This window comes from Micromonospora sp. WMMB482 (genome assembly GCF_019038635.1).
GTDB lineage: Bacteria > Actinomycetota > Actinomycetes > Mycobacteriales > Micromonosporaceae > Micromonospora > Micromonospora marina.
This window is the reverse complement of record NZ_JAHOPD010000020.1, coordinates 5,586,907-5,610,554: the sequence shown is the minus strand read 5'-3', so window position 1 is coordinate 5,610,554 and position 23,648 is coordinate 5,586,907. Positions and strand designations below refer to the sequence as shown.

The window sequence follows — 23,648 nt, the reverse complement described above, 5'->3', positions numbered from 1 at the left end:
CCGAGGACGACCCCCGATGGCCGATACGGTCACCCCCGCCGTCGCCGACCCCGCCGGACCGGGCAGCACCCCCCGCGAGCGCACCGGCTGGTACTTCTACGACTGGGCGAACTCCGCATTCCAGACCACCGTCATCACCGTCTTCCTCGGGCCGTTCCTGACCACCGTCACCGAGCTCGCCGCCGGCTGCGAGCTGGGCGCGGACACCTGCGACGGCGCGGTGTACCCGCTGGGCATCAAGGTCGCGGCCGGCTCGTTCTACCCGTACCTGATCTCGCTGTCGGTCTTCCTCACCGTGTTCGTGCTGCCGGTGATCGGCGCGATCGCCGACCGGTCGGCGCACAAGAAGCGGCTGCTCGCCGCCGCCGCGTTCACCGGCGCCGGCGCGACCATCGCGTTCGCGTTCGTCACCGGCGAGCGCTACCTGCTCGGCGGCGCGCTGTTCCTGATCGCGAACATCTCCTTCGGGGCCGCCGTGGTCGTCTACAACTCGTTCCTGCCGCAACTCGGCGGCCCGGACGAACGCGACGGCATCTCCAGCCGCGGCTGGGCCATCGGCTACCTCGGCGGCGGGCTGCTGCTCGCGCTGAACCTGGTCGCGGTCACCATGCTCAGCGAGGAGGGCAACGCCCAGCGCACGCTGGACCTGGCCCGCTGGTCGATCGTGTCGGCCGGCGTGTGGTGGGCCGCGTTCACCCTCGTCCCGCTGCGCTGGCTGCGCGAACACCCCACCGCCGCGGCCCTGCAGGCGGGCGGCAACGTGCTCACCGACGGCTTCCGGCAGCTCGGGCGCACCCTGCGGGAACTCAAGACGTACCCGCTGACGCTGTTCTTCCTGCTCGCGTTCCTGGTCTTCAACGACGGCATCCAGACCGTCATCACCCTCGCCAGCCAGTACGGCACCGAGGAACTGCGACTGGGCCAGAGCACGCTGATCGTGACCATCCTGCTGGTGCAGTTCCTCGCCTTCGGCGGCGCGCTCGCCCTCGGCGCGCTCGCCAAGCGCATCGGCGCCTGGAAGACCGTCCTGCTGTCGCTGGTGCTCTGGACCGGCGTGATCATCGCCGCGTTCCGGCTGCCCGCCGAGGCGCCCGTACCGTTCATGATCCTCGGTGGCTGCATCGGCCTGGTGCTCGGCGGCAGCCAGGCGCTGAGCCGGTCGCTGTTCAGCCAGCTCATCCCGGCCGGCAAGGAGGGTGAGTACTACGGCTTCTACGAGATCAGCGACAAGGGCACCAGCTGGCTCGGCCCGCTGGCGTTCGGCCTGGTGTTCCAGCTGACCTCGTCGTACCGGGTGGGCCTGGTGTCGCTGCTGATCTTCTTCGTGGTCGGCTTCGTGCTGCTGGCCGCCGTGCCGATGCGGCGGGCCATCATCGCCGCCGGCAACACCCCGCCCCGGGTGCTCTGACCCGCGCCGCGCCCCGGCCTGTGGATCATCGCGGGCCGGATCAGGCCGCGTCGATGGACTAGGCTGCCCCGACGTGACCGACGACGCCGCCCCGACCTGCCTGGCCCGCCCCCTGCCGGGGCCCGGCGACGACCGAGCCACCGGCTGCGCCGCCGCCCGCGGCGTCGACGGCCGGCCGCTGCACGCCGCCGCGCTGAAGTTCTTCTGGGGGCCGATGGACTGCGGCAAGTCCACCATGGCGTTGCAGATGAACCACAACCACGCCCGGCAGGGCCGCCGCGGCCTGGTCACCACCCGCATCGACCGCTCGCTGGGCCCGCAGGTCACCACCCGCATCGGCCTGGCCCACGAGGCCGTCGAGGTCACCGACGACCTCGACCTGCGCGTCCTGGTCCGCGACGCGTGGGCCGAGGGGGTACGCGTGGACTACCTGATCTGCGACGAGGCGTCGTTCTACAACCTCGAACACATCGAGCAGATGGCCGAGCTGGTCGACCGGTTCGACGTCGACGTGTACGCCTTCGGCCTGGCCACCGACTTCCGCTCCTGCCTGTTCCCGGCCGCGCAGCGGCTGTTCGAGCTGGCCGACGAGGTGGCCCGGATCCAGGTCGAGGTGCTGTGCTGGTGCGGCCGGGAAGGGCTGCTCAACGCCCGCGTGGTCGGCGGCCGGGTGGTCCGCGAGGGCGCGCAGGTCGTCATCGGTGACACCGTGGACACCGCGGACGTGCGCTACCAGGTGCTGTGCCGGCGCCACTACCGCGCGGGGGATCTCGGCCCGCGTGCCTGAGCCTCAGAACGGATCCCCGCACACCCGCCAGCCGCCGCCCTCCGGCACCACCGGCAACTCACGTTCCTCGCTGCCGCCGCCGTCCCGGTTGATCCGCACGATCACCGTCCCCGTCGGCTTGCCGGAGCGGGTCGCGACCGACACGTCGACGATCTCGTAGCCGCTGACCTGCGGCGGGGTCCGCACCCAGCTTCCGAAGCCGGTCCGGCTCCACCGGCTGCGGGCCTCGGCGCACAGCCGCTCGTACGCCGCGTCCGTGTCACCGGCCGCGACGTCGCGGAAGAAGCCGTCGGCGGTCTCCCGCACCGGCCCGTCGGCCTGGAACACCACCTGCGCGTTCCAGGCCGCCAGCCCGGCCACCCCGATCAGGCAGGTGCCCACGCCCAGACCGGCGATCAGCACGCCCGCGCGTAGCGGCCGGCGACGCCGGGCCGTGTGGTGCCACTCCCGTTGCCTGCCCATCACTGTCGACGGTAGGCAACGGGACGGTGACGCGCAGCCGGTTGCGACGCGCGCTTGTACCGGACAGCAATTGGCGGGCATCGGCGTCAGACTGTCCGCATGACAGCTCACGCCGACATCGCGATGATCAGTATCGACAGCTCCGACCCGGCCGCGCACGCCGCCTTCTACGCCAAGGCGCTGGGATGGGAGATAACCCACAGCGAGGCCGAATACGCCATGATCGTCAAGGACGGCCCGGCGATCGGGTTCGGTCTGGTGCCCGGATACACGCCGCCGGCCTGGCCGGACGAGAGCGGCGACAAGCGCTACCACCTGGACCTCTACGTCGACGACGTGGCGGCTGCGGAGAAGGACCTGGTGGCGGCGGGCGCGACCCGGCCCGAGTTCCAGCCCGGCGGCGAGCGGTGGACCGTGCTGATCGACCCGATCGGGCAGCCGCTCTGCCTCTGCCCCCGCCCGCAGGGATGACCGGTCAACGCAGCGGGCCGCGGAGCACCGCGGCCCGCATCGCGGCCGGATCGGCAGCCGGGACATACTCCAGCCACCAGGTGGCGCCCGCCTCCGCCAGCCGAGTCAGGTAGGCCCGCTCGGCCCGCTCGTCGGGACGTCGTCGCCGGCCGCCGACCGCCACGTCGAACGCTTGCCCGTCCGCGCGGCGGGCCGGCAACGCGGCGACCAGGCCGGCCACCTCGTCGGGCGTGAAGTCGGACCAACCGCCGGTGTCGGTCAGCTTGTAGGGCACGATCCCGTCCGCCCGGGCGGCGCGCCGCAGCACCGCCTTCGCCTGGGTGCTGCCGCCGACCCAGACCGGCACCCGGGGCGACTGCACGGGCGGGGGACGCAGCGGCACGCCCTCGGCCCGGTAGTGGGCGCCGTGGTGCGTGACCGGTTCGCCGCCGAGCAGCCCGACCAGCAGGTCGAGGCCCTCGTCGAGCATCGCGGCGCGGGTCCTGAGGTCGGTGGGCTCGCCGAACGCGGCCAGGCCCCGGTCGGCCGGGTCACCGACGCCGACCGCGACGCCCGCCCGGCCGCCGGAGAGGTGGTCGAGGGTGAGCACCTCTCGCGCCAGCTTGGCCGGGCGGCGCCGGGGCAGCGCCGTGACGGTCGTGCCCAGCCGTACCCGCTCGGTGCGCCCGGCGATCGCCGCCAGCACCAGCCAGGGATCCCAGGTGGGTGGGTCGTCCCCGGCGTGGTGGACGAGGTAGTCCTCCAGGAACACCCCGTCCCAGCCGGCCCGCTCGGCCAGCTCGCCGAGCGTTACGAGTTCGGCCACCGTCAGCGTCTCGCCGCCGCAGGCGATCTCCAGTCCGTGTCGCACGCCTGCGCACGCTACGGCGCGGGTACGACGGTTCAGCCGCGGCGGCGGGCCCGGGCCGCCCAGATCGCGTACGCCGGATCGCGGTCCAGGTTGTGTCGGTCCCGGTCGTAGCGGCGGGTGGTACGCGGATCGGCGTGCCCCATCGCGTCCTGCACGTCCTCCAGCGGCACCCCCTCCGAGCGCGCGGTGGTGGCGAACGCGTGGCGCAGCGAGTGCGGCGACAACTTCGCCCAGGCGGCGATTCCGGCCCGCTGCGCGAGGCGGCGCACCAGCCGGAACACGGCGTGCCGGTCCATCCGGCCGCCGGTGGCCGTGACCAGCAGCGGACCGGCCAGCTCCGGCACAGTGACACCCTGCGCGGCGGCCCGCACGGCCAGGTAGGCGTCGACCGCGTACGCGGTGCCGGGGGTGAGCGCGCGCCGGCGTACCTTGCCGCCCTTGCCGACGAAGCGGACGCTGCGGTGACCGCGCTCGGTGCCCAGGTCGGACACGTCCAGCGCGACCAGTTCCCCGACCCGCAGCCCCAGGTCGGCCAGCAGCGCGACGGCGGCCCGGTTGCGGGCGGCGGCCGGGCCGGTGTCGGTCTCGGCGGCGGCGATCAGCGCGTCGACCTCGTCGGGGGTCAGGCCGACGGTGGCGGAGTGGTCCCGGTCGACGCGCGGCCGGTCCGCCGCCGACACCGGGTTGGCGGGCACCGCGCCCAGCTTGACCAGGAAGTCGTACCAGCTCGACAGCGCGGACAGCCGCCGCGCGACGGTGGCCGGGGTGAGCGGGCGGCCGGTACGGCCGCGGGGTGTGGACTCCAGTTCGCGGCCGTAGGTGTTGACGTCGAGGAAGGTGGCCCGCAGCGGGTCCACGGCGTGCTCGGCGCACCAGGTCAGCCAGCCGGTGACGTCGCGACGGTACGCGTCGCGGGTGTGCTCGGACAGCCGCCGGTTGCGCAACCACGCCTCGGTGACGTCGGCCGGGCCGGCGGGCAGGGCGGCGGGGCGGGCGCGGGGCAGCACCTCGGGGCGAAGCATGTGAGAAAGGTTCTCAGCCGGTGGGGGGTTTGGCGACGAGGCGCGCGGGCCCGCCGGTACGACGAAGCGGGGTCGGCCGGCGGCCCGGCCTCCCCCGCGCGTCGGCGTGACGTGCTCAGGTGGTGGTGAGCTGACGCCGGCCGTTGCTCTCGGCGGGCGTGCTCACCGCGATCCGGCGCGGCTTGGCGCGCTCGGCGATCGGGATGCGCAGCGTCAGCACCCCGTTGTCGTAGCCTGCCTCCAGCCGGTCGGTGTCGAGCGTGTCGCCCAGGAACAGCTGCCGGGTGAACGTGCCCATCGGACGCTCGGCGGCGACCAGTTCGACGTTCTCGCCGCTGGGACGGCGGCGCTCGGCGCGGACGGTCAGCACGTTGCGCTCCACAGTGCAGTCGATGCTGTCCGGGTCCACGCCGGGCAGGTCGAACGTCGCGTAGAAGTGGTCACCGTCGCGGTACGCGTCGAGGTGCATCACGGCGGGCCGGGCGGTGGTGCCGAAGAACTGCTCGGCGATCCGGTCGATCTCGCGGAACGGGTCGGTACGCATCAACATGGTTCCTGCCTCCTCGGTTCTCCTGGCCCAAGGTCTTAAGTTGAGTCCGGATGACTCAAGTTCCTGGTTCTGTTTTAGCGCGCCCCCGCCGCGTCGTCAACTCGGTCCGCGAGCGCCTTCTCGAACCAGTGCTGCGCGTACGGGCCGCTGGTGAAGGCGGGGATCTCCCGGTAGCCGTGCCGGGCATACAGGGCACGCGCCTCGACCAGGTCGGAGCGGGTGTCCAGCCGGATCCGCGCCGCCCCGCCGCCGGCCGCGTACGCCTCGATCGCCGAGATCAGCGCCGCCCCGCCCCCGGCGCCCCGGTGCTCCGGACGGACGTACACCCGGGTCAGCTCGGCCCAGCCCGGCTGCCACCTCAGCCCGGCGCACCCGGCGAGCCGGCCGTCGCGGCGGGCCAGCACCAGCAGCCCGGTCGGCGGGGCCAGGTCGTCACTCGGATCCTCGGCCAGCGCGGCGTCCACCTCGCCGGCCTGCTCCGGGCGGCCGTACCAGCGGCGCACCATCTCCGCCATGTACTCGCGCAGCATCAGCGTCGCGTCCGGCTCGTCCGGGCGGACGACGTCGACGCTCCAGCCCGTCACGGCCCGGTCCGCCAGTAGACGCCCTGCTCGCGGGTGAGCAGCATGTCGTCGATCAGGTAGCGGCGCAGCGTCACGTGGTCGGCCTCGCCGCCCTCGCACCACTGGCGCAGCGCGTCGTCCACCTCCCGCTCCGGATAGCGCCGCCCGGGTTCGAAGGTGCGTTCGGTGATGTGTTCCAGCAGCACGCGGCGGCGCCCCCGCTGCGCGGGCAACCGGGTCAGCGCGCCGTCGCGCAGGAACGTGCGCAGGATCGCCTCGCGCGGGTTCGCGGCCGGGACCGCTGGTGCCGCCGCACCGGCGCGGGCGAACTCACGCAGCCGCCCGGCGTCGACCCGCAGTCCGCCGTCGTCGTCGGCGAGCACCCCGGCGTCGGTGAGACGGCGTACGGCCACTGCGGCGTCGCGGGCGGGCAGGCCGGTGCGGGCCACCACGGCCGGCACGTCCCGGGCGCCGAGCACGATCGCGGCGAACACGGCGCGGCGACGCTCGTCGGCGAGCGCCCCGGCGAGGGCATGAGCGGTCATGGCGGGCAGCCTGTCAGCAACGCACCGGATCCGGCGAGGCGTTTTCCGGTCGCGCTCACAGCCGCCGGTGCATGACGTGCAGCCCCACCCGGCCCCGCGCCGGGTGGGCGAACGCCTCCGGCACGGTGCCGATCACGCTGAAGCCGAGCCGCCGGTACAGCGCCACGGCCGCCGTGTTGGTCTCCACCACGGCGTTGAACTGCATCGCGGCGAAACCCTGCCGGCGGGCCCAGTCCAGCGCCTCCTCGCACAGCGCCCGGCCCACACCCCGGCCGCGGGCGTCCGCCGCGACCATGAAACTCGCCGTCGCCACGTGCGACCCCGGCCCGGGCCGGTTCGGGCCCATCTTCGCGGTGCCGCGCACCGCGCCGTCGTGGTCCACCGCGACCGAGGTACGCCCCGGCGGGCGCTCCACCCACACCTCGCGCACCGTCTCCGGCGGCCAGTCCGGGTCGTACGCGAACGTGTCGGCGGCGCCGACGACGTCGGCGAGGATCGGCCGGACCTGGTCCCAGTCGGCGTCGGTGTAGTCACGAATCAGCATCGACGCGCACGCTAGCCGCCTCCCCGGCCGTCCGGCCACCGGTTTCCGTCCACCCGGCCGAGGGCGGCGGGGCATCGGCGAACCACCGGCCGGGGCCATCATGGGCAGGTGGCCGAATCAGTCGCCGACGTCGATCGGAGCGAGGCCGCCCCGCCCGGTGGCCCGCCGCCCGCCGGTCCGCGCACCGCCGCGCCGCTGGCGGTCGGCGCGGTCCTCACCGCCGTGCTGCTGTCACTCGCCGGCCGCTACGGCTACCACCGCGACGAGCTGTACTTCCTGCTGTGCGGCCGGCACCTCGACTGGGGCTACGTCGACCAGGGGCCGCTCGTGCCGGCGCTGGCCCGGCTGGCCGACACGATCGCGCCGGGCAACCTGGTGGTGCTGCGTACCCCGTCGGCGTTCATCGGCGGCGCGGCGGTCGTCCTGGTCGCCGCGATCGCCAGGCAGCTCGGCGCCGGCCGCGCCGCCCAGACGGCCGCGGCGTTCCTCGCCGCCGCCTCGGGCATCGTCCTGGCCGGCGGCCACCTGCTCAGCACCACGAGCGTCGACCTGCTGGTGTGGCTGGCCGCCGCGCTCTGCGTTGTACGGATGCTTCGCACCGGCGACACCCGGTGGGCACTCGGCGCCGGGCTCGCCCTCGGCTCCGGCCTGCTCAACAAGCCGCTGCCCGCCCTGCTCGGCGTGGGCCTGGTCGCCGGTCTGCTGATCGCCGGGCCGCGCCGGCTGCTGCGGGACCGGTGGGTGCTCGCCGGGGCGGGCGTCGCCGCGCTGCTCGCCGTGCCGTACGCGGCGTGGCAGGCCGCGCACGGCTTCCCGCAGCTCGACGTCGCCGCCTCGATCGCCGGCGGCGACAGCTCCTACAGCGGCCGGGTCGACGCGCTGGTGCTCCAGTTCCTGATCATCAGTCCGTTCGCCGTCCCGGTGTGGATCGCCGGGCTGGTCGCGCTGCTGCGCCGGCCGTCCTGGGCGGCGTACCGGTCGCTGGCCTGGGCGTGGCTGGTGGTGGTCGCGATCGTGGTGGTGGCCGGTGGCAAGGGCTACTACGACGCGCCGCTGCTGCTGGTGCTCACCGCCGCCGGGGTGGTGCCGGCCGTCGAGTGGGCCCGGCGGGGCGCCGCGCGTGCCCGGCAGGCGCTGCTGGTCACCGCCGCCGCGCTGATGGCCGCGAGCAGCGCGGTGCTGCTGCTGCCCACGCTGCCGGCCGACCGGCTGCCCGGGTTCGTGGTCGCGGCCAACTACGACGCGGGCGAGACCATCGGCTGGCCCGAGTTCGCCGACTCGGTGGCCGCCGTACACCGCGCCCTGCCCCCGGCCGAACGCGACCGGGCGGTGGTGCTGACCGGCAACTACGGCGAGGCCGGCGCGCTGGCCCGGTACGGGCCGGCCCGGGGGCTGCCCCGCGCGTACTCCGGGCACAACAGCATGGCCACGTTCGGCCGGCCGCCCGACGACGCCGACGTGGTGATCGTCGTCGGCTGGTCCCGCCCGGAGCGGCTGCGTGCCTGGTTCACCGAGGTCACCGAGGCGGGCCGGGTCGACCAGCGGGTCGACGTCGACAACGACGAGAACGGCGAGCCGATCTTCCTCGCCCGGGGCCTGCGGCGTCCGTGGTCACAGATCTGGGACACCGAGGTACGCCACGGTTCCTGAGATACTTGCCGCCATGCTCTGGGGAGTCAGCGGGCCGGTCTTCCTCCTCGACTACCTCGGCGCGGTCGCCGTGGCCGTCGTGATCGCCCTGGCGGTACGCGAACTGACCGGCCGCCGTACCCGGGGTGCGGCACCCGACCGGGTCGAGCTGGCGTACCTGACCGACCGGGCGCTGCTGGCCTGCCAGGTCGGGGTGGCCGCGCTGCGCCGCGCGGGTGGGGTCGACGTCGGTGAACTCGCCACCCTGCACGCGCAGGGGCCGCCTCCGGCCGGCTCGCCCGCGCTGGTCCGCGCCCTGCACAGCGCGTTGCGCCGCCCGCAGACCTGGGCGGCGGTGCTCGCCGACCCGGCCGTGGGCCGGGCGCTGCGCCGTACCGTCGGGCGGCTGGTCCGCGACGGCTGGCTGCTCACCCGCGCGCAGCGGCGACGGATCGCGCTGGGCACGGTGCCGCTGTTCGCGGTCGCCGCGGTCGGCCTGACGCGGCTGGTGGACAGCGCGGTCGAAGGGCGTTCCGCCGGTGGTCCGGCGTCGGTCGCCGGGCTGCTGCTGTGCTGCCTGGCGACAGCGCTGGGTGGCTGGTGGCTGACCGAGGTGCCGGAGACCGGCGCCGCCACCCGCCGGCTGCTGCGGCGGCTGCGCCGCGAGCACGCCGACCTCGACCCGGAGCGCCGCCCGGTCTGGCAGGGCCGGGACACCGACACGCTGCTGACCGGGATGGCGCTGTTCGGCCCCCGCCCCCTGCTCGCCGTGGACCCGGCGTTCGCCGTGCAGGTCGGCGTCGACCCGGAACGGGACCGCCCGCGCCCCGATCGCAAACCCGCCCGCCGCTGACGAGACCTCCCATCTCGCGTCGATCATGAGGTTGACGGCGTACGGTGTCCGCTTTGCCCGGTACAATCCCATGATCGACGGGCGGGCGGGCAGGCCGTCTGCGCGAGCCGGTTTCCTTGTCTTGGGGGCCGGGAAGGCTCGGACATGGCCGAGACATTCGTGAGCGAAGACCTGAAGACACTGCAGGCGATTGCGCGCGGGGCCGGGATACAGGAGGTCGACCGCCTGTCGCCGGACCAGCTGGTCGAGGCGCTGCGCCGCGCCGGGGTGACCGACGGCACGCAGGACCAGTGGCCGCCCCAGCCGATCGAGGACCCGGCACACCTGGCCGGGCTGCCCCGCAGCTCGCTGAAGCAGGGCGACGAGAGCACCGGCGGCCGGGCCGCCGAGGAGGCGATCGGCGCCATGCCCGGCGAGTCCGGCACGGAGATCAACGACCGCACCCGACGCTGACCGTACGCAGAAAGGGGCCGCCCCCGGTGCTCCCGGGGGCGGCCCCACGCTCGGTCGGACGCGGTCAGTGCATGCCGGCGGCGGCCGCCGCCTCCTCGCGGGCCCGGCGCTCGTCACCGCTGAGCGTGTTCAGCGGCTTCTCCTTGATGAACAGCACGACGATCAGGGCGAGCAGCGCGAAGGGCGCGCCGATGAGGAACATCTCCGACGTGGCGATGCCGTAGACGTCCTGCACGATCCGCAGCACCGGTTCCGGCAGGGCGGACAGGTCCGGCACCTCGGTCGATCCCCCGCCGGCCGCGATCGGGCCCAGCCGCTCCACGGTCAGCGAGGTCACCCGGTTCGCCAGGACCGCGCCGAGCGCGCTGACGCCGACCGCGCCGCCCATGCTGCGGAAGAACGTCAGCACCGAGGTGGCCGCGCCGAGTTCGGCGGCCGGCACGTCGTTCTGCGCGGCCAGCACCAGGTTCTGCAGGAGCATGCCCACGCCGACACCCAGCACCGCCATGTACACCGACAGCACCGGCACGCTCGTGGTCGCGTCGATGGTGCTCAGCAGCAGCATGCCGGCTGTCATCACCGCCGCGCCGGCGACCAGGAACATCTTCCAGCGGCCGTACTTGGTGATCAGCTGGCCCGCCACCGTGGAGGAGACCAGCAGACCGAGGACCATCGGCAGGCTCATCAGGCCGGCCACTGTCGGCGACTTGCCCAGCGAGGTCTGGAAGTACTGCGACAGGAACACGGTGCCGCCGAACATCGCCACGCCCACCAGGATGCTGGCCACCGTGGTGAGGCTGACGGTGCGGTTGCGGAAGATCCCCAGCGGGATGATCGGCTCCTCGGTGCGGGCCTCGACGAACACGGCGAGCGCGAGCAGCGCCAGGCCGCCGCCGACCAGCAGCGCGGTCCAGCCGGAGGCCCAGTCGAACTTGTTGCCGGCCAGCGACGACCAGATCAGCAGCGTGGACACGCCCGAGGTGATCAGCAGGGCGCCGAGCCAGTCGATGCGGACCTTGCGGCGCACCACCGGCAGGTGCAGCGTCTTCTGCAGCAGCGCGATGGACAGCAGGCTGAACGGCACGCCGATCAGGAAGCACCAGCGCCAGCCCAGCCAGGACGTGTCGACCAGGACGCCACCGATCAGCGGGCCGGCGATGGTGCCGACACCGAAGACGGCGCCGAAGATGCCGGCGTACCGGCCCAGCTCACGCGGCGGGATCATGGCCGCCATGACGATCGTGGCGAGCGCGGTCATGCCGCCCGCGCCGATGCCCTGGATGACCCGGCTGAGCAGCAGCACCTCGACGTTCGGGGTGAAGCCGGCGACCAGCGAACCGGCCACGAACAGGCCGAGGGACAACTGGATCAGCAGCTTCTTGCTGTAGAGGTCGGCCATCTTGCCCCACAGCGGCACCGTCGCGGTCATCGCGAGCAGCTCGCTGGTGACGATCCAGGTGTAGACGGTCTGGCTGCCGTCGAGGTCGGCGATGATCCGGGGCAGCGCGTTCGCCACCACCGTCGAGGCGAGGATCGCCACGAACATGCCGACCATCAGGCCGGACAACGCCTGGAGGACCTCCCGGCGTGACATCCGCGTACTCGTCTCGGCGGGCGGAACAGTGGCGGTGGTCATCGAACTCCTTGTCGTGTGCACGTGCTCGCGGCCCCGCTACGGCGGCGGCCGGTACGGACGGGAGAGGTCAGGACGGATCGGGCAGGCCGGCGGCGACGGCGGCGAACGCCCCGGCGGTCAGCTCGCGCAGCGTCGTCGTGCCGGATTGGTCGACCCACTGCATGAGGGCCGTGCGGAACACCGCGCCGGCGACAGTGGTGACGAGCGTCGGGTGGCCGTGGTACGGGTCGAGCCCCAGCCGGGCGGCCACCGCCGCGACGATCACCTGCTCCGTCTCGGCGTTGCCGCTGATCAGGCGCGGAAGCAGCGACGGGTTCGCCGCGATGACCCGCAGGCGCAGCAGCCACACCTCCCGATCGGCCTCGACGGCCTCGACCACGTCGTCGAAGGCCAGCCGCAGCGCGTCGAACGCGGACAGCTCCGGCGGGGCGGCGACGATGCGGGCGGCCAGCACCTCACGGTCCGTCGGCTGGTCGCCGAGCAGCGCCTCGTCCTTGCTCGGGAAGTAGTTGAAGAAGGTGCGGGCCGACACGTCGGCGGCCTCGCTGATCTCCTCCACCGTCACCTGGTCCAGGCCACGCTCGGCGACCAGGCGCAACGCGGCGGCGCTGAGGGCCGCACGGGTCTGCCGCTTCTTGCGGTCACGCAGGCCGGGGCGGCTCTGATCCGAGGTCATGCCGCGACTCTACGAGCGATCTTGCAGAGTGTGCAAACTTTTAGTCAGTGAAGTGACGCGGGCCGCAGTGTGGCCGGAAAACGGGTTGAGAGCGGTTTCGGCACTGCCGTACGGTCCCTGCACCTGTCGTCGCAGCGAAGAAGGACGATCCGCGTGACCCCTCCTGCTCTCTAGAACCTGACACGTTCCCCACGCCTGTAGCCGACGCCCGCGCGCCGGCTCGCCGGGCTGCCCACGCGCGCCCGGCCACAGCGTCCGAGGCCGCGCGTAATCGGCCTCGCGTCAGGTCTTCAGAGATCAGGTCTCATGTCATCCCAACCGCATATCGTGCTGTCCTGGGTCGTCCGCCGGACCCGCCTCCCGCTGCTGTCGCTGCGCTGCGCCGTCTGCCGGGCGGAGTCGGCCACCGCCGCCCAGGGCCGGTTCCGCGTCAACGCCAACGGCAAGCTGCTGGACGTGTGGCTGCTGGTGCGGTGCGTGTCCTGCGACCGCACCGTCAAGCTCACCGTCCGCGAGCGGGCCACTGTCAGTTCGTTCGATCCCGCCGAGCTGCACGGCCACCACCTCAACGATCCGGATCTGGTGGCGGCCACACTGCTCGATCCGTGGTTCGCCCGGCGCTGCCGCTTCACGCTGGACTGGACGGACGCGTGGACGCTCGACGCGCCCACGGTGCCGCTGGACGGGTGGCCGGTCCAGGTGGACGTCACCTTCGACGACCCGGTGCCGGTACGCCCGGACCGGCTCATCGCACGCCGGTTCGGCCTCACCCGGGCGGAGGTGCTTCGCCGGGTCAAGTGCGACATCCCGCTGAAACGGCCGACGAGCTCCGCCTTCACCTTCACCGTGCTGGCGGAGGAGTGACCGGGGCGTGGTCGCGGCGGCACCCGGCCGCCGCGACCACGCCCCACCCGCCGCTCGCCGCGGTGAGTTCGGCCTCGATCAGATCGGCGGCCCGGTCGGCGCCGCCGGCGGCGCGGGCCTGCCGCTTCAACTCCGCGCTGCGGGCCAACACGGCGGGGTCGGAGGTAAGGGCGAGCAGCGTCTCGCGCAGCTCCGCGGCGGTGACGGCGGCCGGGTCGACGACCCGGGCGACGCCGAGGGCGGCCAGCTGCTCGGCGTTCGCGAACTGGTCGGCCGCCTGCGGCGCGGCGATCATCGGCGTCCCGCAGTAGAGACCTTCGCTGCTGCCGCCCATGCCGGCGTGGGTGACGAAGGCATCCGCCTGCTCCAGTACGGCCAGCTGCGGCACCCACCGGTGGACCTCGACGCCGTCGGGGACGGGACCGAGTTCGGCGGGATCGACGTGCTTGCCGATCTGCAGAACGGTGTGCCAGCCGGGCAGGTCGCCGAACGCGGTGACGCAGCGGCGGTAGAACTCGGGCTGCCGGGTGAAGGCGGAGCCGAGCGAGACGAGCAGCACCTTGTCGGCGCGCTCCGGGCGTACCCAGGAACCCTGGTCGGAGCGGTCGCCCAGGACCGGGCCGACGAAGCTGTAGACCGAGCGGTCCACCCGGTCGGCGTTCGGCTGGAGCGCCTCCGGCGGCAGGACCAGGCTGCGGACCGGTCGCCCTTGGAACGCCATGCTGTCGGTGACCGACGAGCCCTCCGCGGTCAGCCACGCCGTGAAGCGCCGGTAGTAGTCGGCGCCGCGCGGATCGGCCCGCATCGCCTCCACGGCAGGCGCCATCTCCTGTTCGTAGCCGTCCCAGGCGACGAACGTGGAGGAGAGCTGGACTGCCGGGATCCCCCACTGCTCGCCGAGCAGCCGGGCCGGCGCGCCGGCGATGTCGTAGAGGAACAGGTCCGGCCGGTCGTCGTCGTAGGCGGCCCGCAGCTGCGGCAGCATGGCGACGGCATCGTCGAGGAAGAGCGTGAGCTGCGCGATCGGATCGTCGATTCCGGCGCCGCCGTCGGCGGGCAGGGCCGAGGCGTACGGCTTCAGCTCCGCACCGGTGGCCCGGACGACCTCGGCGAAGGCGGGGTCGTTGGCGTAGGTGACGCGGTGGCCACGCCGCACGAGGGTACGGATGATCTCCAAGCTCGGGTTGACGTGGCCGTGGAACGGGATGCTGACCATGGCGATGTGCGGCAAGTGATCTCCTGATCGTCGCTGAGACGAGACGTTCCGTCTCGCTTACCGCAGCAGAGCATGACGTCACCTGTCCCGTCAAGACGATACGTCTCGTCTCGTTGTACGCTCTCGGCGTGACTCCGCAGCCCACCCGCCGCAACGAGCAGTCCCGCCGCGCGATCCTCGCCGCCGCCCTGGAACTGCTGGCCGAGACCGGATACCCGGCCCTGACCGTCGAGGCGATCGCCGCCCGCGCCGGCGTCGGCAAGCAGACGATCTACCGCTGGTGGCGCGGCAAGGGCGCGGTCATCCTGGACGCGCTCGCCGACGACGTGCCGGAGGTCATCGCGCTGCCCGACACCGGTGACCTGCGGGCCGACCTCCGCCAGGTTCTCCGGGCCACGGTCGCCGAGTTCGCCGACCCACGGTTGTCGGCCACCACCCGCGCCATCACCATCGAGACGCTCGCCGACGAGGACCTGGGCGCACAGGCACGCGACCGGCTGCTCCGCCCCCAGCTGAACGCCGTCCGGGTACGCCTGGAGGCGGCTCGCGAGGCCGGCCAGGTCCGCCCCGACGCGTCCCTGGACCAGGTGGTGGAGCTGCTGTTCGGCCCGCTCTACCACCGCTGGCTGCTGCGCAACGGCCCGCTGACCGACGACTACGCCGACGGCATCGTCGACCTGGTCGTCGCCGCCGTCACCCCGTCAACGAGCACCGGCCGCTAGCCAGTCGCCTGCGGCCTATCCGGCAGCCAGTTCCTGCGACATCCGGTCGAGTCCGCCCCTTATCAGATTCCCGTAGCTGTCGTCGCCGAGCGCGCCGATCCCCTCCCGGGCTCGCCGGAGGTGGTCCCGCGCCTGGTCGAGTTCGCCGAGCTTGCGGTGGCACTCCGCCAGGTTGAGATGCAACGACGGGTACAGCCCGGCGACCGACATCGGCACCCCGGCCTGCGCGACCCGCTCGTCGGTGAGCAGGTCGGCCGCCGCGAGTGCCCGCCGGTCCCAGACCAGTTCCTGACGTACGTCGTCCTGCACGTCGGCCATCGCGTGGGCGAGGACGCAGACGTGCAGGGGATCACCCTGTTCCCCGCCGATCTCGTCCCAGATCCGGGCGAACAAGTCGCGGGCGTCCTCCCGTCGGCCGTGCTGGTGGTGCATCTGCACGCCGTCGTTGATCCGGGTCAGCGTCGCGTCGGACACCATCGCCTGCTCCCTGGGATCGGCTGCGGTGGCGTGATCGTACGCCGACGACATCCAAGGAGCTGACCCGCACATAACTGTCATTATGGTGTAGTGGCGATTCATCCGTTTTGGGTAGATGAATTGATCGAATACTGTTATCGAAAATCCGGTAATAGTCGCTGGTTGCCTCGGCGCCGAAATTTGGAAGGATCGGGAGGGTGCGAGCCGACCGATGGAGGCGGGACCATCTCGCCGCAGCCGCCTGCCTGCTGCTGACAGCAACCGGCTGCACGACCGAGAACCATCCGCGTCGGCCTGATGCCGGCGCGTCGAACCCCGCGCCCGTGCAGCCCGGCTCGCAAACCCCGCTACTGCCGACGCTGCCGGAGGGCGGACGGCGCCTGTCGTGTGCCGACTCCGTTGCCACCGTGGCGGCTCCGGGCGACTCCTACCGGGTGGTGGCTGACGTGGTCGCGGTGCCGTCGGAACTCCTGCAACCCTCTGCCTCGTCTGACGAGGCCGGGCCGACTCGTCTCTTCGCCAAATGGGGCCTGCACGTACGGGCCGGAGCGGCTGTGGAAGTGCAGGTGGCGCCCGGATGGGAGGACCGAGCCCGCATCGGCTGGGGCGCGGGCGCGGAACCGGTGACCACCACGCAGATCGAGGCCTGCCCCGCCGCCGGCTCACCGTCCGCATGGTCGGTCTTCACCGGCGGCACCTGGGTGGCGGTTCCGGGGTGCGTGCCGCTCGTGATCCGATCCCAGGGACGAGAAGCCGCTACCCGCTTGCCGGTGGGCGCGGCGTGTGAGCAGAGCGCGTCCTGACGCGAGAACGCGGGGAACCGAACCGGGATGCCACTCTCCGCGCTCCGGAGCCCATGGGCAGATGGTGGTGCGCCCATGGGCTCCGGCGGCGGTGCCGCGGGGCGGAGGATCAGCGCGCCGAGCTCGCCGGAGAGTCGGCCGCGTCGACGTCGATCGCCTCGGCGCCCCGGGTGCTGCGCAGACTCCATGCGATCGACACCGCGATCGTCACCACGATCACGCCGAGAGTCACCGGGATCGGCAGCTTGCCGACCGGGGTCTCCGAGAGGATCAACTTGACGCCCGCGAAGGCAAGCAGGACCGCCAGGCCGTAGTGCAGGTGCACGAAGCGGCGCAGCAGCCCGGCGAGGCAGAAGTAGAGGCTGCGCAGGCCGAGGATGGCGAAGGCGTTGGCGGTCCAGACGATGAACGTGCTGGTGGTGATGGCCAGGATCGCGGCGACGCTGTCGATGGCGAAGATCAGATCGGTGGCCTCGACCGCGATCAGGACCACGAACAGCAGGGTCGCGACCCGCTTGCCGTCGACCCGGGCGAAGAACTTGTCACCGTGGTAGGCGGGGTCGGTCGGAATGAGCCGGCGCACCAGGCGGACGACGGGGTTGCGGTCCGGCGGGGTCTGCCCGTCGTGGCGGAACGCCATCTTGTAGCCGGTGTAGATGAGGAACGCGCCGAACACGTACGCGGTCCAGAAGAACGTCTCGAGCAGCTCGGCGCCCACGAAGATGAAGACCAGCCGGAAGACCAGGGCGCCGATGACACCCCAGAACAGCACCTTGTGCTGGAACGCGGCGGGCACGGCGAAGTACGTGAAGATCAGCGCGAAGACGAAGACGTTGTCGATCGACAGCGCTTTCTCGATCAGGTAGCCGGCGTAGTAGGTGCCGGCCACGTCACCGCCCTGCCAGACCCAGAGGACGACGCCGAAGAGCAGGCCGGCGGCGATCCAGATGCCGGACCAGACCGCTGCCTCACGGAAACCGATGACGTGGTTGTCGCGGTGCAGGAAAAGATCGACGGCGAGCATCGCCGCGATCGCCAGCATGAGAACGGCCCAGATCCACCAGGACACGGACATCACGAAGGGAGACCTCTCGCCCGGGCCGGCACACCCGAGGTGTTCCGGCGCTGCTGGACGAAGGTCTCCCCGGGCCACCCGTGGCGGTGGCTGCATCGCCGGGATCCGGATGGGCCGGGCCCGTACTGACGGCGGTGCGTGGATCGTCGGGTACTCCCCCTCGAACTATGACCCATTATTCACGAAGCGCAGTTCGTACGTCAAGAGGGTCCGGCCATCGATAGGGTGACCGGATGGACGAAGACGCACGACGCCGGCACTCGTCGTCGTTCGGCTCGGCGGCGACCGCGTACGCCGAGCACCGCCCGGACTACGCGCGGGCCGCTCTGCGGTGGGCCCTCGAACCCGCGCCCGGCGCGCGGGCGCTCGACCTCGGCGCGGGCACCGGCAAGCTCACCGCCACGCTGGCCGAGGTGACCGACGACGTGACGGCGGTCGAGCCGGACCCGGCGATGCTCGCCGAACTCCGCCGCACCCTGCCGGACGTCCGCGCGCTTCCCGGCAGCGCCGAGGCGATTCCGCTGCCGGACGCCTCGGTCGACGCCGTGGTGGCCGGCAACGCGATGCACTGGTTCGACATGGCAGTGGCCGGGCCGGAGATCTCCCGGGTCCTCTCCCCCGGCGGAGTCCTGGCCGGACTGTGGAACGTCGTGGACGACCGGGTCGACTGGGTCGCCGGGCTCGCGGCGGTCAGCGGAAGCGCCGCCATCGGCCCCCGGGACACGCCCGCGAGCTGGCACGCCGCCACGACCGGCATGCACCTGCCGAAGACCGGCGAGGCCCGGTTCGGCTCACCCGAGCAGGCGGAGTTCCCGCACGGGCAGCGCCGTACCGCCGACTCGCTCGTGGCGACGCTCGCCACCCGGGCCGGGATGCTGGTCATGCCGGACCGGGAACGCACGGAGACGCTCGACCGCATCCGCGCCTACCTGGCCGGCCGGCCGGAGACGGCCGACGGCGAGTTCACGCTCCCGATGCTCACGTGCGTGCTACGCGTACGCCGGTTGTGACGACGACGACCGGCGCGGACGTCCGCGCCGCCGCCGCCGCGATGACAGCCGTGCTGCGGCCCGCCGCCGGCCGGGACTGGACGGTACGCGCGGGCGGCCTGGACTGGTCCTGCTGGACCACCGCCGCGCACATCGCGCACGACCTGGTCGCGTACGCCGGTCAGGTGTTAGGCCGGCCCGACGGCGGCTATCTGCCGTTCGACCTGCGGGTACGCGCCGACGCCGCGCCCGCCGAGGTGCTCATCGTCGCGGCGGCCGCGGCCGGGATGCTCGCCGCCACGATCGACGCCGCGCATCCGGACGACCGGGCGTGGCACTTCGGCCCGTGCGATCCGGGCGGGTTCGCCGCGATGGGCGTGGCCGAGATCCTCCTGCACACACACGACCTGGCCCGGGGGCTCGGCCTGGACTGGTCGCCACCCGCTGAACTGTGTGCCCGGGTGGTGCGCCGGTTGTTCCCCGATGCCCCGGGCGGCGACCCGGAGCCGGTGCTGCTGTGGCTGACCGGCCGCGCGCCGCTGCGCGACCGGCCGCGGCGTACCGCGTGGACCTGGCAGGCGGCGCCTCCCTGACCGTTCTCAGCGACGCCACCAGCGCCGGCGGCGGCGCGGGCGGGCCGGGGTGGCAGGCTGCGGCTCCGGCGCCGTGACGACCGGCGTGTCGCGTTCCCGGTCGGCGCGCCAGCGGCGCACCGCCTCGTCGACGTTGACCGGGCGGACCACCACGCGTGGCCCGGTCGGGGTACGCAGCCAGGCCACCACCTCGGTGTTCAGCGCCGCCACGTACGACCGGACGGCCTCCTCGGTGGGCAGGTCGCGCAGCTCGGCCGGGAGTTGTTCGATGCGGCGGCGCAACTGCAGCGGCGTGGGCAGCAGCAGATCGGACGGGATCTGCTCGCGCTCCATGAAGCTGCGGATCCACCAGCCCTCGTCGTAGGGCATGTCGCGCCCCGGGATCGGCTTGCCGGCGCCCGGCAGGTTGTCGAACTCGCCGCGCTCCTGGGCCGAGCGGATCTGCGCCTCGACCGCGGCCTCCCAGCTTGTCGTCACCGCTGTCACCTCCCGTACCCACGGTATCCGCCGCCGTCCGACGGGGTCAGCGTCGCGCGGGGCCGGGCTGTTCCCGCGCGCCGGGCGAGGTCACCGCGTAGCGTGCCCCCGGTTACGGGAAAGGGGTGAGGGCGTGCGCGACTGGCTCATCGGGCTCGCGGTGGCGACGGTCTGCCTGGTCGCCGGCTGGGCGGTGCTGGTGCTGCTGGCCCGGCGGCTGCCGCCGGGGGTGCTGCGCGATCTGGCCGCGTTCGTGCCCGACTGCGTGACAGCAGTACGACGGCTGCGCCGCGACCCGCGGGTGCCCCGCCGCGCCCGGGTCGCGATCGTGGTCGCCGGGCTCTGGGTGGCCAGCCCGATCGACCTGATCCCGGAGTTCCTGCCGGTGATCGGGCCGCTCGACGACATCGTGGTGGTGGCGCTCGCGTTGCGCTACGCCGCCCGGCAGATGCACCGGCAGGTGCTGCTCGACGCGTGGCCGGGCGAGCCACGGCTGCTGCTGCGCCTGCTCGGCGCGTGAGAGCAGCGGCGGGCCGGTGTCAGCGCAGGTGGCGGATGTGGCGGTGGCCGTCCCGGGGGAACGGCGGGCGGGCCGGCAGAACCTCGGCGAACGCGTACCCGCTCTTCTCCGCCACCCGGCAGGAGGCCGGGTTGTCGACCTGATGCAGCAGCTCCAGGTGGGTCAGACCGGCGGCGGCGAACCGGGCGAACGCCCACCCGGTGACCGCCTCCACCGCCCGTGGCGCGACACCCCGGCCGCGCGCCGGAGCAGCCGTCCAGTAGCCGACCTCGGCGGCCGGGTGTCCCGGGCGGACATCCTTGAGCACCACGCAGGCCACCACCCGCTCCCCCTCCAGCACCGCGAACATGAACCGGTGCCCGGCGGCCCAGCCCTGGTGGCTGCGGCGCAGAAACACCCGCGCCTGCTCCGGGCCGGTCACCGGATGGCTGGTCCAGGCGCGCAGCACCGGATCGCGGTACGCCTCGATCAGCGCGTCGGCGTCACCGTCGTGCCACGGGCGCAGCAGCAGGGCGGGGGCGGTCGGGGTGGCCGGCGCGGACAGCACGATCGACATGCCGCAAGTATCACCACCGCAACACCGGCACCACCGCCCCCTGCCCCGTCGATCATGAGGTTGGCGGCGACGAATCGGACGCCAACGGCAGCCAACCTCATGATCGACGCAGTGACGGTGGGAGGGGACAGTGCGGGGCGGCGGGTGGGCGTAGGGTCCGGGGAAGGCGGTAACGGGGAGGCGATGTGGTCACTGTGGGCGCAGTTGCGGGAATCGCCCTGGTGGCGCTCGGTCTGGTGCTCACACCCGGGCCGAACATGGTCTACCTGGTGTCCCGGTCGGTGACCCAGGGGCGGCGGGCCGGGCTGGTGTCGCTGCTCGGCGTGGCCGTCGGTTTCCTGGTCTACCTGGCCGCCGCCGTGGCCGGCATCGCCACCGTCTTCGTGCTGGTCCCGCCGCTGTACACGGCGGTGAAGCTGGCCGGTGCGGCGTACCTGCTGTGGCTGGCCTGGCGGACGCTGCGCCCCGGTGGCACGTCGGCGTTCGCCCCGGCGCCGCTGCCGCCGGACCGGCCCCGGCGCCTGTTCACCATGGGCCTGGTCACCAACCTGCTCAACCCGAAGATCGCCATCTTGTACGTGTCGCTCCTGCCGCAGTTCGTCGACCCGGCGCGGGGGCACGTGGCGGTGCAGAGTCTCCTGCTCGGCCTGACCCAGATCGTCGTCGCGCTCACCGTGAACGCGCTGATCGTGCTCAGTGCCGGCTCGGTGTCGGCGTTCCTGACCCGCAGGCCGGGCTGGGCGCGCCTTCAGCGGTACGTGATGGGCACGGTGCTGGCGGCGCTCGCGGTGCGGATCGCCGCCGACCGCTCCCGCGCCGCCGTCGCCACCCCCTGACCGGGGTACGCCCCTCAGCGCGCTGCCTCGCGCACCACCGCCACACCGCCGGCCTCGATCGTCAGCGCGTTGTCGGCCGCCGCGCCGGTCAGCAGGTCGAGCCCGGTGACCGGCACCCGCTGCGGCCGGTCGGTGTGGTTGAGCAGGTAGAGCAGGCTTCCGTCGGCGTCGTGCCGGCGTACCGCCTCCACGCGGGAGGGTGCGCCGGGACAGGCCGGGGTGACACCGGCGACCCGGGCCGCCTCGCTGAGCAGCCGCCGGTAGGTGTCGTCGTCGGGGCGGGTGGAGACGTACCAGGTGTACGCGTCACCGACCCGGTGGCGGGTGATCGCGGGCCGTCCGGCCGGCACTCCCCTGGCGTACGCGCTCACCGTCTCCGCGCCGGTCGGGTGCACGGTCTCCGACCAGATCCGGCCGGACCCACCGCCGGTCAGCGGCACGTATTCGCCGCCGGCGAGCGGGTGGAACTCCTCCACCCGCACCCCGAGCAGGTCCCGGTACGCGCCCGGGTAACCGCCGAGCCGGACGCGGGCGTGCTCGTCGGCGACGCCGCTGAGCCAGGTCACCAGCAGGTGCCCGCCGTCGTGGACGTGCCGGCGCACCCAGTCGATCGTGGCGTCCGAGGCCAGGTAGAGGGCGGGGAGCACGAGCAGCCGGCAGCCGTCGAGCGCAGCGCCGGGCGGCACCACGTCGGCGGTGACGCCCGCCTGCCACAGGGCCCGGTGCGCGGCGGCGGCCTCGCCGGGGTGGTCGAGTCCGTCGCGGGGCATCCCCGGGTTACGCAGCGCCCAGCCGCTCGCCGCGTCGTACGCGATGGCCACCGCCGCCTGGACGCGGCCCGGCGTGGTCCCGCCGAGCCGGCCCAGCCCGGCGCCCAGGTCGGTGGCCTCGCGGAACACGCGGGTGTCCGCCCCGGCGTGCGACACCACCGCGGAGTGGAAGCGTTCCGCGCCGCCGGCCGGGGCGCGCCACTGGAAGAACATCACCCCGGCGGAGCCTCGTGCCACGTGGGCGAGGCTGTGCCGGGCCATCCGGCCGGGTTCCTTGGTGTGCATCCGCCCGGCGGTGTGGATCTGGTTGGGGGCGCTCTCCATCAGCAGCCATGGTGCCGGCCGTCCGGCACCATGGCGGGCCCAGCCGCGGGCCAGGTCGGCGGCGAACGCCGTCTGCTCCTCGGCGCCCGCGCCGGTGACGGACGGGTAGTGGTCGATCGCGACCAGGTCCACCTCGCGCGCCCAGCGGGCGTGGTCGACCGGTACCCAGTCGCCGAGGACGTAGTTGGTGGTGACCGGCACCGCCGGGTTCGCCGCGCGCAGCAGATCCCGCTGCTCGGTGTACGCGGACAGCAGCGTGTCGGACCAGAAGCGGCGGAAGTCGAGCAGCTGGCCGGGATTGGCGAGGTACTGGGTGGCGCGCGGCGTGCCGACCTGCGCCCAGTCGCTGTAGTGCTGGCTCCAGAAGCTGGTGACCCAGGCGTCGTTGAGCGCGTCGAGGTCGCCGTACCGGGTGGTGAGCCAGCGGCGGAACGCCGTCTCGGCGTGCGGGCAGTGGCAGGTGGTGCCGTACTCGTTGTGCACGTGCCACAGCGCGAGCGCCGGGTGGTGTGCGTACCGGGCGGCCAGCACCTCGGCGATGCTCCGGGCGGCGTCCCGGTACGCGGGCGCGGCCGCGCAGTAGGTGTCCCGGCTGCCGTGGTGCAGGCGTACGCCGTCGGCGGTGACCGGCAGCGCGTCCGGGTGGCGCAGCGAGAACCAGGGCGGCGGCGACGCCGTGGGGGTGGCCAGCGCGGCCCGGATACCGGCCGAGTACAGCAGGTCCAGCACGCGGTCGAGCCAGTCGAGCGTGTACCGGCCGGGCTCGGGTTCCAGGCGGGACCAGGCGAACACGCCGACGGTGACCAGGTTGACCCCGGCGGCGCGCATCAGGGCGACGTCCTCACGCCACACAGCGGGCGGCCACTGCTCCGGGTTCCAGTCCCCGCCGTAGCAGAGCCGCCCGTCACCCCACAGCGCTTTAGTTGGCATCCCGGCCAAAATAGGAACAGGTGAGACGGAAAGTCAATGCCGTCGAT

General features: G+C 73.3%; 28 protein-coding genes. 13 read left to right on the top strand and 15 right to left on the bottom strand.

All coding sequences use genetic code 11. The features are described 5' to 3' along the window. Positions 1 to 16 precede the first annotated feature (16 nt). Complete coding sequence (locus KSK32_RS27385) at positions 17 to 1,408, top strand: MFS transporter (protein ID WP_216933879.1); 1,392 nt, start codon at positions 17 to 19, stop codon at positions 1,406 to 1,408. Between the two features lie 100 nt (positions 1,409 to 1,508). Further along, positions 1,509 to 2,195, top strand: a complete 687-nt coding sequence (locus tag KSK32_RS27380) for a thymidine kinase (protein WP_369752976.1) — start codon at positions 1,509 to 1,511, stop codon at positions 2,193 to 2,195. 3 nt (positions 2,196 to 2,198) lie between these two features. Here KSK32_RS27380 and KSK32_RS27375 read toward each other — a convergent pair whose 3' ends face one another. After that, positions 2,199 to 2,657: a hypothetical protein gene (locus tag KSK32_RS27375; protein WP_216933877.1), complete on the bottom strand. Its 459-nt coding sequence runs from the start codon at positions 2,655 to 2,657 to the stop codon at positions 2,199 to 2,201. Between the two features lie 99 nt (positions 2,658 to 2,756). On the opposite strand from KSK32_RS27375, the gene KSK32_RS27370 reads away from it, so the two are divergent. Further along, entirely contained in the window at positions 2,757 to 3,128 is a 372-nt protein-coding gene (locus KSK32_RS27370) for a VOC family protein (RefSeq protein ID WP_216933875.1), read from the top strand. Between the two features lie 4 nt (positions 3,129 to 3,132). Here KSK32_RS27370 and KSK32_RS27365 read toward each other — a convergent pair whose 3' ends face one another. The 6 genes from KSK32_RS27365 to KSK32_RS27340 all read right to left on the bottom strand — a co-directional run bounded on the left by KSK32_RS27365 (position 3,133) and on the right by KSK32_RS27340 (position 7,202). Then, positions 3,133 to 3,978: an LLM class flavin-dependent oxidoreductase gene (locus KSK32_RS27365; RefSeq protein WP_216933873.1), complete on the bottom strand. Its 846-nt coding sequence runs from the start codon at positions 3,976 to 3,978 to the stop codon at positions 3,133 to 3,135. A gap of 32 nt (positions 3,979 to 4,010) precedes the next feature. Continuing rightward, positions 4,011 to 5,000: a tyrosine-type recombinase/integrase gene (locus tag KSK32_RS27360; RefSeq protein WP_216933871.1), complete on the bottom strand. Its 990-nt coding sequence runs from the start codon at positions 4,998 to 5,000 to the stop codon at positions 4,011 to 4,013. Between the two features lie 115 nt (positions 5,001 to 5,115). Further along, entirely contained in the window at positions 5,116 to 5,550 is a 435-nt protein-coding gene (locus tag KSK32_RS27355; protein WP_216933869.1) for an Hsp20/alpha crystallin family protein, read from the bottom strand. A 74-nt stretch (positions 5,551 to 5,624) separates the two neighbouring features. Beyond that, the gene (locus tag KSK32_RS27350; protein WP_289256410.1) at positions 5,625 to 6,134 is read right to left on the bottom strand and encodes a GNAT family N-acetyltransferase; all 510 of its coding nucleotides are present in this window, start codon (positions 6,132 to 6,134) and stop codon (positions 5,625 to 5,627) included. Beyond that, on the bottom strand, positions 6,131 to 6,658 hold the full coding sequence (locus KSK32_RS27345) for a DUF2087 domain-containing protein (protein ID WP_216933867.1): 528 nt from the start codon (positions 6,656 to 6,658) through the stop codon (positions 6,131 to 6,133). Before KSK32_RS27345 ends, KSK32_RS27350 begins: the two co-directional genes overlap by 4 nt. Positions 6,659 to 6,713: 55 nt before the next feature. Continuing rightward, positions 6,714 to 7,202 (bottom strand): GNAT family N-acetyltransferase, encoded by a 489-nt coding sequence (locus KSK32_RS27340; protein ID WP_216933865.1) that lies wholly within the window; start codon positions 7,200 to 7,202, stop codon positions 6,714 to 6,716. 108 nt (positions 7,203 to 7,310) lie between these two features. On the opposite strand from KSK32_RS27340, the gene KSK32_RS27335 reads away from it, so the two are divergent. From KSK32_RS27335 to KSK32_RS27325, 3 genes are all read left to right on the top strand, one after another. Then, entirely contained in the window at positions 7,311 to 8,852 is a 1,542-nt protein-coding gene (locus tag KSK32_RS27335; protein WP_216933863.1) for a glycosyltransferase family 39 protein, read from the top strand. 13 nt (positions 8,853 to 8,865) lie between these two features. Continuing rightward, positions 8,866 to 9,684: a TIGR04222 domain-containing membrane protein gene (locus KSK32_RS27330; protein WP_216933862.1), complete on the top strand. Its 819-nt coding sequence runs from the start codon at positions 8,866 to 8,868 to the stop codon at positions 9,682 to 9,684. Positions 9,685 to 9,828: 144 nt separating this feature from the next. After that, positions 9,829 to 10,137 carry a hypothetical protein gene (locus tag KSK32_RS27325; protein WP_216933860.1) on the top strand — a complete coding sequence of 103 codons (309 nt, stop codon included), beginning with the start codon at positions 9,829 to 9,831 and terminating at the stop codon, positions 10,135 to 10,137. Between the two features lie 64 nt (positions 10,138 to 10,201). Here KSK32_RS27325 and KSK32_RS27320 read toward each other — a convergent pair whose 3' ends face one another. Next, positions 10,202 to 11,773, bottom strand: coding sequence for an MDR family MFS transporter (locus KSK32_RS27320; protein WP_216933858.1), 1,572 nt, complete (start codon positions 11,771 to 11,773; stop codon positions 10,202 to 10,204). A 67-nt stretch (positions 11,774 to 11,840) separates the two neighbouring features. After that, entirely contained in the window at positions 11,841 to 12,449 is a 609-nt protein-coding gene (locus KSK32_RS27315) for a TetR family transcriptional regulator (RefSeq protein ID WP_216933857.1), read from the bottom strand. A 327-nt stretch (positions 12,450 to 12,776) separates the two neighbouring features. Here KSK32_RS27315 and KSK32_RS27310 point away from each other — a divergent pair, with 327 nt between their 5' ends. Beyond that, positions 12,777 to 13,313 carry a DUF1062 domain-containing protein gene (locus KSK32_RS27310; RefSeq protein WP_289256409.1) on the top strand — a complete coding sequence of 179 codons (537 nt, stop codon included), beginning with the start codon at positions 12,777 to 12,779 and terminating at the stop codon, positions 13,311 to 13,313. On the opposite strand, the gene KSK32_RS27305 is transcribed toward KSK32_RS27310, so the two are convergent. Next, positions 13,291 to 14,529, bottom strand: a complete 1,239-nt coding sequence (locus KSK32_RS27305; protein ID WP_374226755.1) for a macrolide family glycosyltransferase — start codon at positions 14,527 to 14,529, stop codon at positions 13,291 to 13,293. The two genes, KSK32_RS27310 and KSK32_RS27305, sit on opposite strands and share 23 nt — an antisense overlap. A 128-nt stretch (positions 14,530 to 14,657) precedes the next feature. Between KSK32_RS27305 and KSK32_RS27300 the strand changes: the two genes are divergently transcribed. Further along, entirely contained in the window at positions 14,658 to 15,251 is a 594-nt protein-coding gene (locus KSK32_RS27300; RefSeq protein ID WP_216933850.1) for a TetR/AcrR family transcriptional regulator, read from the top strand. 15 nt (positions 15,252 to 15,266) lie between these two features. On the opposite strand, the gene KSK32_RS27295 is transcribed toward KSK32_RS27300, so the two are convergent. After that, a complete protein-coding gene (locus KSK32_RS27295; protein WP_216933849.1) occupies positions 15,267 to 15,728 on the bottom strand; it encodes a tetratricopeptide repeat protein in 462 nt (153 codons plus the stop codon). Positions 15,729 to 15,925: 197 nt separating this feature from the next. On the opposite strand from KSK32_RS27295, the gene KSK32_RS27290 reads away from it, so the two are divergent. Next, positions 15,926 to 16,531 (top strand): hypothetical protein, encoded by a 606-nt coding sequence (locus KSK32_RS27290; RefSeq protein WP_254187207.1) that lies wholly within the window; start codon positions 15,926 to 15,928, stop codon positions 16,529 to 16,531. A 109-nt stretch (positions 16,532 to 16,640) separates the two neighbouring features. On the opposite strand, the gene KSK32_RS27285 is transcribed toward KSK32_RS27290, so the two are convergent. Then, positions 16,641 to 17,606 (bottom strand): TerC family protein, encoded by a 966-nt coding sequence (locus KSK32_RS27285; RefSeq protein WP_216936393.1) that lies wholly within the window; start codon positions 17,604 to 17,606, stop codon positions 16,641 to 16,643. Between the two features lie 233 nt (positions 17,607 to 17,839). Here KSK32_RS27285 and KSK32_RS27280 point away from each other — a divergent pair, with 233 nt between their 5' ends. Together KSK32_RS27280 and KSK32_RS27275 are read left to right on the top strand one after the other, a co-directional pair. Then, on the top strand, positions 17,840 to 18,616 hold the full coding sequence (locus KSK32_RS27280) for a class I SAM-dependent methyltransferase (protein ID WP_216933847.1): 777 nt from the start codon (positions 17,840 to 17,842) through the stop codon (positions 18,614 to 18,616). 41 nt (positions 18,617 to 18,657) lie between these two features. Beyond that, positions 18,658 to 19,188: a hypothetical protein gene (locus tag KSK32_RS27275; protein ID WP_216936391.1), complete on the top strand. Its 531-nt coding sequence runs from the start codon at positions 18,658 to 18,660 to the stop codon at positions 19,186 to 19,188. Positions 19,189 to 19,194: 6 nt separating this feature from the next. Here KSK32_RS27275 and KSK32_RS27270 read toward each other — a convergent pair whose 3' ends face one another. Continuing rightward, complete coding sequence (locus KSK32_RS27270) at positions 19,195 to 19,665, bottom strand: DUF1992 domain-containing protein (RefSeq protein ID WP_216933841.1); 471 nt, start codon at positions 19,663 to 19,665, stop codon at positions 19,195 to 19,197. Positions 19,666 to 19,798: 133 nt separating this feature from the next. Here KSK32_RS27270 and KSK32_RS27265 point away from each other — a divergent pair, with 133 nt between their 5' ends. Beyond that, complete coding sequence (locus KSK32_RS27265; RefSeq protein WP_216933839.1) at positions 19,799 to 20,185, top strand: YkvA family protein; 387 nt, start codon at positions 19,799 to 19,801, stop codon at positions 20,183 to 20,185. 19 nt (positions 20,186 to 20,204) lie between these two features. On the opposite strand, the gene KSK32_RS27260 is transcribed toward KSK32_RS27265, so the two are convergent. Beyond that, entirely contained in the window at positions 20,205 to 20,741 is a 537-nt protein-coding gene (locus KSK32_RS27260) for a GNAT family N-acetyltransferase (protein WP_216933832.1), read from the bottom strand. Between the two features lie 185 nt (positions 20,742 to 20,926). Between KSK32_RS27260 and KSK32_RS27255 the strand changes: the two genes are divergently transcribed. Then, positions 20,927 to 21,577: a LysE family translocator gene (locus KSK32_RS27255; RefSeq protein ID WP_216933830.1), complete on the top strand. Its 651-nt coding sequence runs from the start codon at positions 20,927 to 20,929 to the stop codon at positions 21,575 to 21,577. A gap of 14 nt (positions 21,578 to 21,591) precedes the next feature. On the opposite strand, the gene KSK32_RS27250 is transcribed toward KSK32_RS27255, so the two are convergent. Then, complete coding sequence (locus tag KSK32_RS27250; RefSeq protein ID WP_216933828.1) at positions 21,592 to 23,601, bottom strand: beta-galactosidase; 2,010 nt, start codon at positions 23,599 to 23,601, stop codon at positions 21,592 to 21,594. Positions 23,602 to 23,648 lie beyond the last annotated feature (47 nt).